Raw genomic sequence first — 14,050 nt, 5'->3', positions numbered from 1 at the left:
CTGATCATGACATTGAGATTTAGTTCAAAAAAATCCCCGCTAATTTCTTAGCAGGGATTTGTGTATAAGAGACAGCTTTTAAAGCGCCTTTTTTATTGTCTTAAATAAAGTTGGTATATTACCAATTCGCTTAATTAAGTATTATTGCGGATTGGTATTAATTACCTCTGGCAATAAACTCAATCCGATTGCCGCTAGGCTCTCTTATCATCATATGTTGGGTTGGACCTTTACCTAAGTTTTCTGGTGCAAACTCTATAGTAATATTATTTTGCATTTCTAAGTGTGTATGTAGCTCGCTTAACTTTTTGATACTTTCAACACTGAGTGCTAAATGATGTAAGCCCACATTTTCTGCCCGATTAAACTCCACACGTTTTTCATCATTTTTTACGCGCCATAATGTAATGGTTATTTTATTGTTTGATAAAAAATAAGCGGGGTAGGTTGGATCACTTCCTAGCGTTTTAAAACCAAGTACATCAATAAAAAATGCTTTGGATGCATTTAAGTTTGATACAGTTAAACCTAAGTGGTCAACGCCACCAACCCAACTTTTTGAGGTAGAGTTTTCGTCAGCTATTGAGGTTGTTGATAGCAGTAGTAACGCTAATGATGAAATGCCTGTGAGTAGTGTTTTTTTTAGCATAGATCCTCTTTATGGTTTTAGTTGTTAAATTGCGCATTTAACAAAGACCTTCATAAAGGAGATTACATTACACGCTAGGCTGCGTTTAGCAGCTAAGTAATCGCTGCGTTACTTTTGATTGGGGGTTTTGAAAAACATCTTCAGTAGGGCCGTATTCAACTACTTCGCCTTTATCGAGTACAACCACATAATCACTGATGTGGCGCACTAGACTTAAATGATGGGTGATCATCACATACGTAAGGCCTGTGTCGCGCTGCAGCTTAAGTAATAAATTCACTATTTGAGCGCGTATAGAAGGGTCTAAAGACGAAACGGCTTCATCAAGCACAATCACCTTAGGATCTAAAATTAATGCACGAGAAAATGCAACACGCTGTAGTTGCCCCACACTAAACATATGCGGGTAGTAGTGTTTATGATCGATTAACAAACCCACCTTTGAAAGCGTTGCATCAATTTTTTCAGTGCGTTCACTAGCATCAAGCTCAGTATTATATTGCAGGCAATCATCAAGCATTTCGCCAATGGTTAACCCCGGGTTGAGCGATGCAGCTGAATCTTGAAAAATCATACGAATATGGCGACATTGATTATCGCGTACGCCATTATCTTCGATAATATTATTCTCGAGCAAAATTTGCCCGCTATCAGCAGTATCAGCTCCTGAAAGTAGTTTTGCTAATGTACTTTTACCTGCACCTGTTTCACCAATTATGGCAATACTTTCGCCTTTACCGACACAAAACGAAATATTTTTAAGTACTTCAAACTTTTTACGTGAAAAAAGCCCAGCTCGCACATTGAATGTTTTAGATAGCGCTTGTACTTTTAGTAGCGGCTGCATTATTTCATGTCCTTAATTAACGGAAAATGGCACGCATAACTATGACCATGATGCTTAGTAAGAGTGGGAGTTACCACGCAGGCTTTTTGTGCTTGCGGGCAGCGTGGCCCGAGGCGGCAGCCAATAGGCAAATGTTGCAGGGTAGGGATAGTCCCTTTAAGTGCATAAAAAGGTTCTTTATGCGCTAAACCTTGTTCGTAGTCTGGCAAGCTTTTTAGTAATGCTTGCGTGTATGGATGGCGAGGCTGTTTGAATATTTCATGGGTTGGGCCTGCTTCAACCATTTGCCCGCAATATAAAACATGAATGCCATGCGACCAATGTGCAATCTCTTCAAGTTCATGAGAGATCATCAAAATAGACATGTTTTTAAGTTGGTTTAAGCTTTTTAGTAATCTAAATACTTGTGCGCGAGTTGTGCTCTCAAGCGCTGTAGTTGGCTCATCAGCTATTAATAACTTAGGCGTGCGAGCAATGGCCATCGCAATCATTACTTTTTGACATACGCCTTCTGAGAGCTCATGAGGGTAACTACTTAGTACCGCCTCGTGGTTTTTAATGCCCACCTTATGAATAAGCGCTTTTACTCTGTCTTTTCTCTCGCGATTGCGCTTTAAAAAGAAACCTTTAGTTGCGATCTCTGGGAGTGTTTCGGCAATTTGGTCAAATATTTTAGCGGTTGGGTCAAGGCAGCGACTTGGATCTTGATAGATCATCGCTATATCTTGGCTTACTATTTTACGGCGTTTCTCTGGACTTAAACGCATTAAGTCTACGCCGCGCCAATGAATACGGTCGGCAGTAATGTCCCAGCGTTCGTTCAATACACCAATAATCGCTTTTGCTATTAGGCTTTTACCAGAGCCAGACTCGCCCACAAGCGCATGTACTTCGCCTTCTTTTAAGCTAAAACTCACTCTGTCTACGGCTCTAATTACAGTTTCAGAGGTACGTAGTTCAATTGTTAAGTTACGAACATCGAGTAATTGCATTTAATCAGCCTTACGTGCTTTTAGCACTTGTCGCAGGCCATCGCCTACTAAATTAGTAGATAACACGGCTAAAAATAACAGTATACCAGGTAGCGCTACAGTCCACGGTGCTAAATAAATGAGGCCTAGGTTTTCGGCTAATATTGCGCCCCATTCGGTCGTCGGTGGCTGAGCCCCTAATTTTAAAAATCCCAGTGCTGAAATATCTAATATAGCGGTAGAAAGCGCCATCGTGAATATAACCACAATATGCTCATAAATATTAGGAAAAATACCACGCGATATAATATGCCAATTAGACGCACCATCGAGTCTAAACGCAGTAATGTAATCTTTACTTAATTCATCAACAATCAGGTTACGCACTGAGTGAATAAACTGCGGCAGTAATGCTAAAATAATTGCCCATACGGTATTCATTAAACCCGGGCCGAGTATGGCGATTATTATTATTGCCAGTAACAAAGAAGGAATAGAAAGCGTTATATCAAGCAAGTGATTTAAAAAGCTTGAACGCAGCCCTTTACTAATCCCTGCAAAAGTACCCACTAACACACCAAAAATAGTCGTGATTAGGGCGGCTACAACAGAGAGGCCAAACGTATACGTAGCACCATTCATTAAGCGCGAGAGTACATCACGGCCTAAATCATCGGTACCTAAAAGAAAGCGTACATCGCCCATTTCTCGCCACGATGGCGGAATAAGCAGTGCATCAGTGTGTTGTTGGTTTACACCATACGGGGCTAGAAAAGGAGCGGTGGCGGCTAATAGTGCAAACGCCATAAATATCCATAAACCAACCAAAGCAGGGTGGTTATTTTTAAACTTTCGCCAAAATCGCGCCAGTGGCGATTTATTCGACTCTTCAGAAAATAAATTAAACTTTGCCATGGGCCTGATTCCGCGAGAGTGGATCGAATAAAGTGTAAGTAAGCTCAGCTGTAATAGAAGCTAAAATAACAAATAAAGACACTGCCATTAACCCGCCTTGAATTGCAGGAAAGTCACGCTGATAAATACTATCGATTAACCATCGGCCAATACCCGGCCACGAAAAAATAACTTCGGTAATCATCGCAAGCGTTATTAGCGTACTAAATTGCAAACCAATTTGCTTAATTACCGGCAGTAATGCATTACGCAGTGCATGGTGCATGATAAGTTGGCGGCGGTTAAGGCCTTTTGCCCTAGCTGTTTTAATAAAGTTTTGATCCATTACTTTAAGCATAGACTCGCGAGTAAAGCGCACTAATACAGTGGTTGGATACATAGCCAGTACAATAGTCGGAAGTGTTAAATGGCGCAGCGCATCAACAAAGGCCATTCCTTTATATGGAAAGCCAGCCAGTGCAATATCAATTAAAATAAATCCAGTACTGGCGGGTATTTCGTAAAGGAGCCCCATTCTGCCCGACATAGGAAACCAGCCAAGCTTTAATGAAAAAACCATTATTAATAACAATGCGAGCCAAAATACAGGCATTGAATAACCCACCATAGTGGTAGAGTTTATAAGCTTGTCGGGCCAACGTTTATGATACCCAGAGCCTAAAATGCCAGTCGGTACACCAATAACAACCGATACAATTAATGCGTATACGCTTAGCTCTAAAGTAGCCGGTAGCAAATCAACAATATGGCTAAACACACTATTACCAGAGGCAAACGAAAGCCCCCAATCACCCTGAAATATTCGCCCTAAAAAGGCAATGTATTGCATAAAGTAATTGCTGTTATATAAATATTTGTCTTCAAGCTCACTATGCTGTGCAAAGTTACTACTTGGTATGCCGCTTAAATTACTTAGCGGATCACCGGGAAATAAATACGCCAGTGAAAACGTAAATACGCTGAGCATCAGTATCATAAAAAAGAACAAACCAAGGCGACGTAAAATATAATCTAAGATCATTATTTTTTCCTCGCATTGGCAAGCGAAATAGCGCCAAACGGGCCAAGTGTTATGCCTTCCACATCGGCGCTACTCGCTTGAAAGCGCAGGCCATGAGCAATCGGTAATAACGGCAGCTCTTGAATAATTAAGCTTTGTGCGTCTTCGTAGTATTTTTTACGTTTGTTTAAATCAGTGGTGTCTAGTGCTTGAGTAAGCAATAAGTCAAATTGGGGATTACACCAGTTTGCTGGGTTTTTACCACTAAAAGTAGCGGTACAACTCAGCAGTGGGCTAAAAAAGTTATCAGGATCGGGTGTATCTGCGGCCCAACCAAGTAATACACTGTCGTGCCTATGCTCGCCAATACGTTGAATAAACGTGTTCCACTCATATTCTACAATGCTTACATTAACGCCCACTTTGCGTAAATCACTTTGCATAAGCTCAGCCATTTTTCGCGCGTTAGGGTTATAAATACGACTCACAGGCATAGCCCATATCGTCATATCAAAGCCATCAGGTAAGCCTGCTTCAATTAGTAACTTTTTAGCAAGTTCTGGATCAAACGTAGGTATATCTTCTTGTGGCTCAAACGCCCAAGAGGTTGGCGGCAAAATAGATTGTGCGCGAGTACCGTTACCGTAATAAACCGCCTGCATTATTTTATCTACATCTATTGCATGTGCGAGTGCTTGGCGTACACGCAAGTCGTCAAACGGGGCACGTTCTGTATTAAACGCCCAATAACCTATATTTAAGTTCGTTTCTTTTTCAACGTTTATATCATCACGTTGCGCTAAAATACTTAATTGCGCACTACTTGGATGAGCCGTTACATCGCACTCTTTAGTCAGCATTTTTGCTATACGCGTAGTGCCGTTAGGGGTTATGTCGTAAACCAATTGTTCAAGTGCAACGTCGTGCTTCCAATAAAGTGGATTACGGTAAAAGCGTACAAGGTGATCTCGGCGGTATTCTTTATAAATATAGGGACCAGTGCCAATAGGGTACTGATCAAATAAGTTTTCTTCGTTTTTTTTCTTAAGTTCCATGGCGTATTCTTCTGAAAGCACCACGGCAAAGTCAGTGGCCATATTAGCTAAAAAGCTGCTTTCAGGATTAAACAGTTCAAAACGCACTTGGTAGTCAGACACGCGCACAATTTTACGAATGAGTTGATCAATCCCCACACTTTGAAAATACGGGTAATTGGCATCGCCCACAAAGTGATATGGATTGTATACATCGAATAATCGGCTAAAGGTGAATATAACGTCGTCGGCGTTAAAATCCCGCGATGGGGTAAAATAAGAAGTTGTATGAAACTTTACATCTTTACGCAAGGTAAAGGTAACCGATTTACCATCTTTACTAATTTTCCAATCGGTTGCTAACTCACTTTGAAATTCCGCCGTAACAGGGTCAATGCTAATTAAACGGTCGTATAATTGGTTAGCAATTATATCAATAGTTGAACCGGTGGTCGTGACTTGCGGATTAAACGACACAGGGTTAGCTTCAGCGCAATAAACTAAGCCTTGGTTTTTTTCTTCTATGATTTCTTCTTTGCTATCAAGGCAACCAACTAAAGTGGTGGCAAGCAAAACAAGTAATAATTTATGCACCCGCATAACCTCTGACTATTGTTGATCCAACAAGTTGTATTTTTTAAGATAACCACGTAATTGATGATACGTTAAACCAAGTACTTCTGCAGTTTTCTTTTGATTAAATTGGCTATGTTCGAGCGCTTTATTAATCATGTTTATTTCAAAGTCGTTTGAGCGCTCTTTTAAGCTGCACGGAAATTGAATATCAACGGCTATATTACTGCTGGCTTGAGCAATCGGCGGCGCAACAACAATAGGCTCGGCATTAACAGGTTGAGCCGCTATAGGTGCTTTAATGCGCGCTTTTGGTCTAAATGGGCTATCGAATGGGTCTAAAATAATCTGGTGAACGGGGATATGTTCACTACCGTGGCGATACAAACTGCGTTCAACCACATTTTTAAGTTCACGAATATTACCAGGCCAATCATAACTAAGCAGTGTTTCTGTTGCGCTTCGGGTAAAACCGCTAAACAGTTCCCACTCTAAATCGCGTGCCATATTCATCGCAAACTGCTCAGCAAGAAGCATAATATCGTCTTGGCGTTCGCGCAGTGGTGGCAGCGTAATTACATCAAAGGCAAGGCGATCGAGTAAATCACTTCTAAATTCACCTTGCTCAGCCAAATAAGGGAGGTCTTCGTTTGTAGCACACACTAAGCGTGTATCTACTTTTACAGTTTGTTTGCCGCCAACACGTTCAAACTCACCGTACTCTATAACGCGCAGCAGTTTTTCTTGTACCATAGCTGAGGTATTAGCTAATTCATCTAAAAACAGTGTGCCGCTGTTAGCGCGTTCAAAACGACCTTCGTGGCGTTTACTTGCTCCCGTAAAAGCACCGCTTTCGTGGCCAAACAATTCACTTTCGAGTAAGTTTTCGTTAAGCGCTGCACAGTTGAGTTTTACGTAGTTTTGATCCCAACGCTTTGATAAAAAGTGTAAGCGTGCTGCTATTAGCTCTTTACCTGTGCCGCGTTCACCAATAATAAGTACCGGTTTATCTAAATTAGCCAGTTGCGATACCTGATCTAATACAGACAGAAAGCTATCTGATTGGCCGAGTAAATTATCCTGTTGGCGATATTGGCTCATATTTCCTAACTCTTGGTCATTTTTACTAACAGTTAGTGTATTTCATAAGTAGGGATAACTAAAGAAATTTGTATATTTAGTTTAACGTAATGAAAATAAAGTGTATTTTAACTTTTAAAAAGTTGGCAAGCATATTGATACTAGTTATAGCAGACTAACTAAGTTTTAATTACAGAGGTAAATGTTATGGGAATTTTTTCACGTTTTGCAGATATTGTTAATTCTAATATCAACGCCATTTTAGATAAAGCAGAAGACCCAGAAAAAATGGTTCGTCTGATTATTCAAGAAATGGAAGACACGCTTGTTGAAGTACGTTCTACATCAGCTAAAACATTGGCTGAGAAAAAAGAAATTGTACGCCGCTTAGATACACTTAAAGCACAGGTAAGCGATTGGCAAGATAAAGCTGAACTGGCTTTAAGTAAAGACCGCGACGATTTAGCGCGTTCAGCCCTACTTGAAAAGCAAAAGTCGGCAGATGCCGTTGCTTCAGTAGCGAGTGAACTTGAACATGTAGAGTCTCATATCGAGAAATTACAGCAAGAAGTAACGACACTACAAGAAAAGCTAGCAGATGCGAAATCTCGTCAAAAGGCAATTATACTTCGCCAACGTTCGGCTGAGTCGCGCCTTGAAGTGAAAAAGACACTTGATAGCTCAAAAGTAGAAGACGCACTTAACCGCTTTGAACGTTACGAAACTAAAATTGATGGACTAGAATCTCAAATTGAGTCTTACGATTTAGGTAAAAAGACGTTAGCGGACGAAATTGCTAATCTACAAAAAAATGAAAAGATAGATGATGAGCTAGCCGAACTTAAAAAGAAGCTAGCTGATAAATAATTACATATAAAAATATATGGGGCCCATGTGCCCCAGCTTAAAAACATCAAAACGGATTGTCAGGAGAGGATTATGTTTGATCCAGAGATACTAGTTGCACCATTTATCTTGTTTATGATTTTTGTTGCTCCGCTGTGGCTAATTTTGCACTACCGTAGCAAAAAACAAGTAAGCCAAGGTTTAAGTGAACACGAGCATCGCCAATTACTTGAGCTTGCGCAAAAGGCAGAAAAAATGGCCGATCGATTAGAAACACTTGAAGCATTGCTTGATCAAGAGTCACCACAATGGAGACGCAAAGTATGAGTGCCAAACGCGAATTATTAAGAGACCCACAACGCGGTAAAATAGCCGGTGTATGTGCGGGATTAAGTGACTACTTTAATATGGAGTTATGGTTAGTTCGCATTATATTTGTTAGTGCGGTACTGCTAACGGGTGGCCCATTATTTGTGGTAGCGTATATTGCAGCTTGGTTCATTTTAGATAAAAAAGAGCCCGCAACAGCGCAAACAAAAAGCTCAACTAAACATGACGATCCGCTAGAAGTAAAATTTAAAGTATGGCAAAAGGGCGAGCCACCGCGCCGCGCATTGCAAGATTTAAAAGAGCGTTTAACGCGTGTAGATACTCGCCTTCAAGATATGGAGCGCCATGTAACTTCAAGCGAGTTTACGGTGAGCCGTGAAATTAACAAACTTTAAAGGATTTAATAGCACCTTATTTGCAGCGTGATAAATTACGGCAAATTAGGTGCAAGACACTTTATGAGCCAATCATTTGCAAAAAAGACCTTTAAAAGTATTAAAGGCAAAGCACAAAAAGCCCTTCATCGCAGTTTAGACCAACACGTAAAACTTGCCGTAACTGGCCTAAGTGGTAGTGGTAAAACAGCCTTTATTACCGCGCTTGTTAAACACTTAACAACCCAAGCGGACGATAAAAACTTACCTTTTTTTGATGTAATGCGCGAGCACCGCCATGTTGCCACTAAAGTTGTGCCGCAAGAGGCGTTAAAAGTCCCTACGTTTAATTATACGCGCGCGCTAAATTCATTATTACCAAGCGATGGGATGCCTACATGGCCTGCATCAACTGAGCGGATTAATACGCTGCGCTTGGCAATAAAGTATCAGAGTAATGCAGGGCTGCGCGGCCACTTTTCGCCGCAATCAACGCTTTATTTAGATATTATTGACTACCCGGGTGAATGGCTCCTTGATTTACCTATGCTTGAGCAAAGCTATGCTCAATGGTGCGAGCAGCAATATCCGTTATTAACTCAGCCTTCGCGCGTAAACACATCAAGTAATTTTTTAATGGCCGTTGAGCAACTTGACTTAAACGCTCCCGTTGATGAAAACGCACTTGCCCATATTGCTCAGCTTTATCAAAGCATGTTAGTCGGGCTTAAAAAAGACACCAAACTTGCCATGTTACAACCTGGGCGCATGCTAATGCCTGGCGACTTACAAGGCGCGCCATTGCTATTGTTTTTCCCGGTATCGGGTGAAGTAAATAGTGACGATGTTGTTGCGGGTTCTAATTTAGCGCATTTAATTAAGCGCTTTAACGCTTATATAAAAGAAGTTGTAAAACCATTTTATAATGAGCACTTTAGACACTTCGATCGCCAAATCGTACTTGTAGATGTACTTAGTGCGCTAAACGAAGGGCACGAAACACTCCAAGAGCAAAGCAGTGTAATAAACCAATTACTCGCACACTTTAATTACGGTGAGTCAGGCTTTTTTAAACGTTTATTTAAGCCCAACATAGACAAAATATTATTTGCAGCTAATAAATCAGATCACATAAGTGCTAAGCACCATAAAGATTTAGCACTGCTACTTGATTCGCTCGTGCATGAGCAAAGTAATCATTTAAAGTTTGATGGTGTAAAAATAGAAACCATGGCCATGTCGTCAATTACAGCAACGCAGCCGCGCCAAATTATCGACAAAGGCCAAACGCTTGACTGCATTTACGGTAAACCGCTAAACGAGCCTGATTGGCTTACGTATTTACCGCCGCAGCCCCCCACGCGAATGCTTAATAAAAGTGGGTGGCCAGCACAGGGATTTGAGTTTTTATCGTTCTCTCCAATGCCGAGCCCCGATAAACAACTAAAACATATTCGATTAGATCATGTCATGCAGTACCTGCTAGGAGACAAATTAACATGAGTGAGTCAAACCAACCATTTCAAGCAGGGCGTCGTATAGATACGCAAAACATTGAGCAAAACGAACCCGTTTTAGCACCTGCAAAAATTATTCAGCACGGACAAAGTGATTACGAAGAACTTGAAGATGAAGCACTAGAGCCAGAAATAGATCTGGAACCTGTGTACAAAAAGTCAAAGTGGCAAACGCTCAAAGGTGTTTTTGCTATTAGCTTTATAGTGCTGGTGCTTTTAGAATTTGCATACTCATTAGTATTTGCTTTCGAGCAGTCAATTATTTTAGGTAGTGTTTATTTAACTGCGGTTGTAAGTGGCGTACTGCTAATAGGGCGCTTATTGTGGCGAGAGTACCGAATGCTGCGCAGTTTAAAGCGTAACCAATTGCACCGAGTTGAAGCCGACAGGCTTTTAAACAGCGAGCAAGTAGGCGGTGCATTACCTTGGCTCGAAAAGCTTAATAAACATCAGGAGCTTGATAACTTTGAAACCTTTAAAAACCAAGTAGCGACGCATCACAGCGACAAAGAAATAATGACGCTGTACGCCAATAGTTTATTAATAACCCAAGACACCAAAGCTAAAAAGCTTATAAATCGTTTTGCGACTGAATCTGCACTGCTAGTTGCCTTAAGCCCACTTGCGCTGGTGGATATGATGGCTGTGCTTTGGCGCGGTACTAAGTTAATAGAACAAATTGGTAAAATTTATGGCATTGGTTTTGGCTACGCGAGCCGTATAAAGTTATACCGTATGCTGATAAAACAAGTAATGTTTGTAGGCAGTGCTGAGCTTGTGTCTGACCTTGCTGCAACTGCATTGAGTGCTGAGCTTTTAGGTAAGCTTTCGGGGCGGGCAGCGCAAGGTGTCAGCGCCGGTATTTTTACAGCGCGTATTGGTTACAAAGCAATGGAGCTTAGTCGCCCATTACCACGGCTTGAAAACAAACGCAGCTTACTAAAAGGCACTGTGCAAAGCATCGCAGGTAAAATTATGAGCCGTAAAAAGGCTGAACCAACACACTAGATTAGCAGTGGCAATATTTGTGTACAAACATGAGCTGCACGGTTTTTACACAAATAGCCATCTGAGCATCCGGCATGCTTGCTGTTTGTAAGCGCATACGTTTTGATTGTTGAATCGCAAAAACATAATAATCAAAAAATGAGCCTACAATGAGCAAGCATCATATAAACACCCAGTGTATTCACGGACCACAAAAAGCAAACGACCCGCACGGCGCACTCACTTCTCCTTTGTATCAAACCTCTACCTTTCATTTTGAAAATGCCGCACAAGGTGCTGCGCGTTTTGCAGGCGACGAACCTGGCTATATTTATACGCGTTTAGGAAACCCCACAACCACAGAGCTTGAGCAAAAAGTTGCTCAACTAGAGAGTTGTGAAGCAGCTGCTGCAACCGCAACAGGTATGGGGGCTGTATCTGCCTCAGTACTGAGCTTTTTATCGCAGGGAGATCATCTTGTTGCCTCAAGTGCTTTGTATGGTTGTACCTTTGCGTTTTTCTCGCATATGTTGCCGCGCTGGGGAATCGAAGTCACTTTTGTTGATATGACCAACGAGGACGAACTACGCGCTGCCATCAAACCTAATTCAAAAATGATATTTGTAGAAACGCCAATCAACCCCACTATGGCGGTTATTGATTTGGCACTTATTGGCGCAGTTGCTAAAGAGCACAATTTAATTAGTGTGGTCGACAACACCTTTTTAACACCGCTACTGCAATCGCCTAAAAAATACGGTATCGACATTATAATGCACAGTGCGACCAAGTACTTAAACGGCCACGGAGACGTAGTTGCCGGTATTGTATGTGGATCGCTTGAGCACATAACACACATTAAAATGACCGTACTAAAAGACATTGGTGCAACCATAAGCCCGCACGACGCATGGCTAATTAATCGAGGTCTAAAAACACTCGCCATTAGAATAGAGCGCCATTGTCAAAGCGCACAAACGATAGCCGAATATCTAGAAGCGCACCCACAAGTAAGCACCGTATATTACCCGGGGCTTAAATCGCACCCAGGTTATAAGTTTATTGGTAACCAAATGAAAGCCGCTGGTGGTGTTATTGCGTTTGAAATAAAAGGCACGCTACAAGATGGCGCACAATTTATTGATAGTATGAAACTTTGTACACTTGCAGTAAGCCTAGGCGACGCTGAAACACTGATTCAGCATCCTGCATCTATGACTCACTCGCCTTATACGCCAGAGGAGCGAGCCGCCGCTGGAATAAGTGATGGGCTGATCAGACTCTCGGTTGGGCTTGAAGATGTTAACGACATTATTAGTGATTTAAACCAAGCTTTTACTAAAATTGGTTAGGTGTAATTAATTGTATACACATAAAAACAAGCTGCAGGCCTTTATTTAAAGGTCTGTATTTTTATTGTGCCACTAGTGTAATTTTAACTTTACGATTGGGGTGATCGCGCCAAATACTGATGTTAGCCTATCTATTAAACTTTTCTTCACTTTTGCATAGTATGGGGTCATTCGATATTCAATAGGTTTGAGTATCACACTGACACCGATTTAGGGCTCACACCCAAGAAGGTACTTATGGCTAAAGCAAGTAAATACACATCCAAAACACCAGACGAAAATGGTGTTATACACTGGAGTGATGAAGAAAATAAAATTTGGTCTGAGCTTGTAGCGCGCCAACTTGCATGTATTGAAGGCAAAGCCTGCAACGAGTACATGCAAGGGTTAAAAAAGATTAACCTGCCGCACGATCGTATTCCGCAGTTAAGCGAACTAAATGAAGTGTTACTAGCCACTACCGGTTGGCAAGTTGCACCAGTACCTGCGCTTATCGACTTTGATGAGTTTTTTAGATTACTGGCAAACAAGCAGTTTCCGGTAGCTACATTTATTCGTAGCCGTGAAGAGTTTGATTACCTACAAGAGCCAGATATTTTTCATGAAATATTTGGCCATTGCGCCATGCTAACTAACCCTGACTTTGCTGAGTTTACGCACAAGTACGGGCAATTAGGTTACGCAGCGCAGAAAAAGGACCGTGTATACCTTGCGCGTATATACTGGTTTACGGTTGAATTTGGTTTAATGCAAACCGAAGACGGCTTGCGTATTTACGGCGGTGGTATTTTATCAAGCCCAGGTGAAACTCAGTACGTATACTCAAACACGCCAGAAATTAGCCCAATGAATGTGCTTGATGTACTGCGTACTCCGTACCGTATTGATATTATGCAACCACAGTACTACACCATAAATTCGATTCATGATCTGTTTGATATATCGCAAATGGATATTATGACTTTGGTTGAGCGAGCTAAAGAGCTTGGTTTGCACGACCCAAAATTTCCACCAAAAGAAAAATTAGCCAGTTAAATATTAATGCTAAAAAAGCTAAAAGTAAGGATTTAGAATGTCTTCATTAAGTGCACAAAAATGCGAAGCCTGTCATGTAGATGCGCCAAAAGTATCTGACGAAGAGTTAGCGCAATTAATTACTAAAATCCCAGACTGGGTACCAGAAGTACGTGACGGCATTATGCAGCTTGAGCGTGTTTATAAATTTAAAAACTTTAAACAGGCTATCGCGTTTACTAACAAAGTAGGCGACATGGCAGAAGACGAAGGCCATCACCCAGGTTTATTAACCGAGTGGGGCAAAGTAACCGTAACTTGGTGGAGCCATTCGATTAAAGGCCTACACAAAAACGATTTTATTTGCGCAGCTAAAACAGACGACGTATTTAACGCGCTGTAAACTTTTTAAAGGTTTAACCTTTGTCCCGTCCTAAAATACGTTGACGGTTTTAATTGAAGGCCAGTAGCTTTTGCTCCTGGCTTTTTTGTGCACTTGGTTTGGTGTTTTCATTCCTAAACTCAAATGCGGCCTCATTTCATTGTATATTAATATTGATT

General features: G+C 41.3%; 15 protein-coding genes. 8 read left to right on the top strand and 7 right to left on the bottom strand.

The window, feature by feature from the left end:
* Positions 1-157 precede the first annotated feature (157 nt).
* From I6F42_RS19820 to pspF, 7 genes are all read right to left on the bottom strand, one after another.
* Positions 158-649, bottom strand: coding sequence for a VOC family protein (locus tag I6F42_RS19820; protein WP_197153183.1), 492 nt, complete (start codon positions 647-649; stop codon positions 158-160).
* Positions 650-734: 85 nt separating this feature from the next.
* Positions 735-1,496, bottom strand: a complete 762-nt coding sequence (locus tag I6F42_RS19815) for an ATP-binding cassette domain-containing protein (protein ID WP_197153182.1) — start codon at positions 1,494-1,496, stop codon at positions 735-737.
* A complete protein-coding gene (locus I6F42_RS19810; protein WP_007580952.1) occupies positions 1,496-2,488 on the bottom strand; it encodes an oligopeptide/dipeptide ABC transporter ATP-binding protein in 993 nt (330 codons plus the stop codon). Before I6F42_RS19810 ends, I6F42_RS19815 begins: the two co-directional genes overlap by 1 nt.
* Positions 2,489-3,382 carry an ABC transporter permease subunit gene (locus I6F42_RS19805; RefSeq protein WP_007580954.1) on the bottom strand — a complete coding sequence of 298 codons (894 nt, stop codon included), beginning with the start codon at positions 3,380-3,382 and terminating at the stop codon, positions 2,489-2,491.
* Complete coding sequence (locus I6F42_RS19800) at positions 3,369-4,403, bottom strand: ABC transporter permease subunit (protein ID WP_007580956.1); 1,035 nt, start codon at positions 4,401-4,403, stop codon at positions 3,369-3,371. Before I6F42_RS19800 ends, I6F42_RS19805 begins: the two co-directional genes overlap by 14 nt.
* A complete protein-coding gene (locus I6F42_RS19795) occupies positions 4,403-6,010 on the bottom strand; it encodes an ABC transporter substrate-binding protein (protein ID WP_010553755.1) in 1,608 nt (535 codons plus the stop codon). Before I6F42_RS19795 ends, I6F42_RS19800 begins: the two co-directional genes overlap by 1 nt.
* A 15-nt stretch (positions 6,011-6,025) precedes the next feature.
* Entirely contained in the window at positions 6,026-7,090 is a 1,065-nt protein-coding gene (gene pspF / locus I6F42_RS19790) for a phage shock protein operon transcriptional activator (RefSeq protein ID WP_197153181.1), read from the bottom strand.
* Between the two features lie 186 nt (positions 7,091-7,276).
* Here pspF and pspA point away from each other — a divergent pair, with 186 nt between their 5' ends.
* The 8 genes from pspA to I6F42_RS19750 all read left to right on the top strand — a co-directional run bounded on the left by pspA (position 7,277) and on the right by I6F42_RS19750 (position 13,892).
* Positions 7,277-7,936 carry a phage shock protein PspA gene (gene pspA / locus I6F42_RS19785; protein WP_002958333.1) on the top strand — a complete coding sequence of 220 codons (660 nt, stop codon included), beginning with the start codon at positions 7,277-7,279 and terminating at the stop codon, positions 7,934-7,936.
* Positions 7,937-8,008: 72 nt separating this feature from the next.
* On the top strand, positions 8,009-8,242 hold the full coding sequence (gene pspB / locus I6F42_RS19780; protein WP_024590985.1) for an envelope stress response membrane protein PspB: 234 nt from the start codon (positions 8,009-8,011) through the stop codon (positions 8,240-8,242).
* Complete coding sequence (gene pspC, locus I6F42_RS19775) at positions 8,239-8,640, top strand: envelope stress response membrane protein PspC (protein WP_024590986.1); 402 nt, start codon at positions 8,239-8,241, stop codon at positions 8,638-8,640. The genes pspB and pspC overlap by 4 nt, the downstream gene beginning before the upstream one ends.
* Positions 8,641-8,703: 63 nt before the next feature.
* Entirely contained in the window at positions 8,704-10,122 is a 1,419-nt protein-coding gene (locus I6F42_RS19770; RefSeq protein ID WP_197153179.1) for a YcjX family protein, read from the top strand.
* A complete protein-coding gene (locus I6F42_RS19765) occupies positions 10,119-11,144 on the top strand; it encodes a TIGR01620 family protein (RefSeq protein ID WP_197153178.1) in 1,026 nt (341 codons plus the stop codon). Before I6F42_RS19770 ends, I6F42_RS19765 begins: the two co-directional genes overlap by 4 nt.
* A 149-nt stretch (positions 11,145-11,293) precedes the next feature.
* Positions 11,294-12,475, top strand: coding sequence for a methionine gamma-lyase (gene megL / locus I6F42_RS19760; RefSeq protein WP_007580969.1), 1,182 nt, complete (start codon positions 11,294-11,296; stop codon positions 12,473-12,475).
* Positions 12,476-12,712: 237 nt separating this feature from the next.
* Complete coding sequence (gene phhA, locus I6F42_RS19755; RefSeq protein ID WP_002958327.1) at positions 12,713-13,510, top strand: phenylalanine 4-monooxygenase; 798 nt, start codon at positions 12,713-12,715, stop codon at positions 13,508-13,510.
* Between the two features lie 37 nt (positions 13,511-13,547).
* On the top strand, positions 13,548-13,892 hold the full coding sequence (locus tag I6F42_RS19750) for a 4a-hydroxytetrahydrobiopterin dehydratase (protein ID WP_002958326.1): 345 nt from the start codon (positions 13,548-13,550) through the stop codon (positions 13,890-13,892).
* The last annotated feature ends 158 nt before the right edge of the window (positions 13,893-14,050 follow it).

It is taken from the genome of Pseudoalteromonas sp. SWYJZ12, from assembly GCF_015864395.1.
Lineage (GTDB): Bacteria > Pseudomonadota > Gammaproteobacteria > Enterobacterales > Alteromonadaceae > Pseudoalteromonas > Pseudoalteromonas arctica.
The sequence above is the reverse complement of the archived record's forward strand: the minus strand, read 5'-3'. Positions and strand labels throughout refer to the sequence as shown.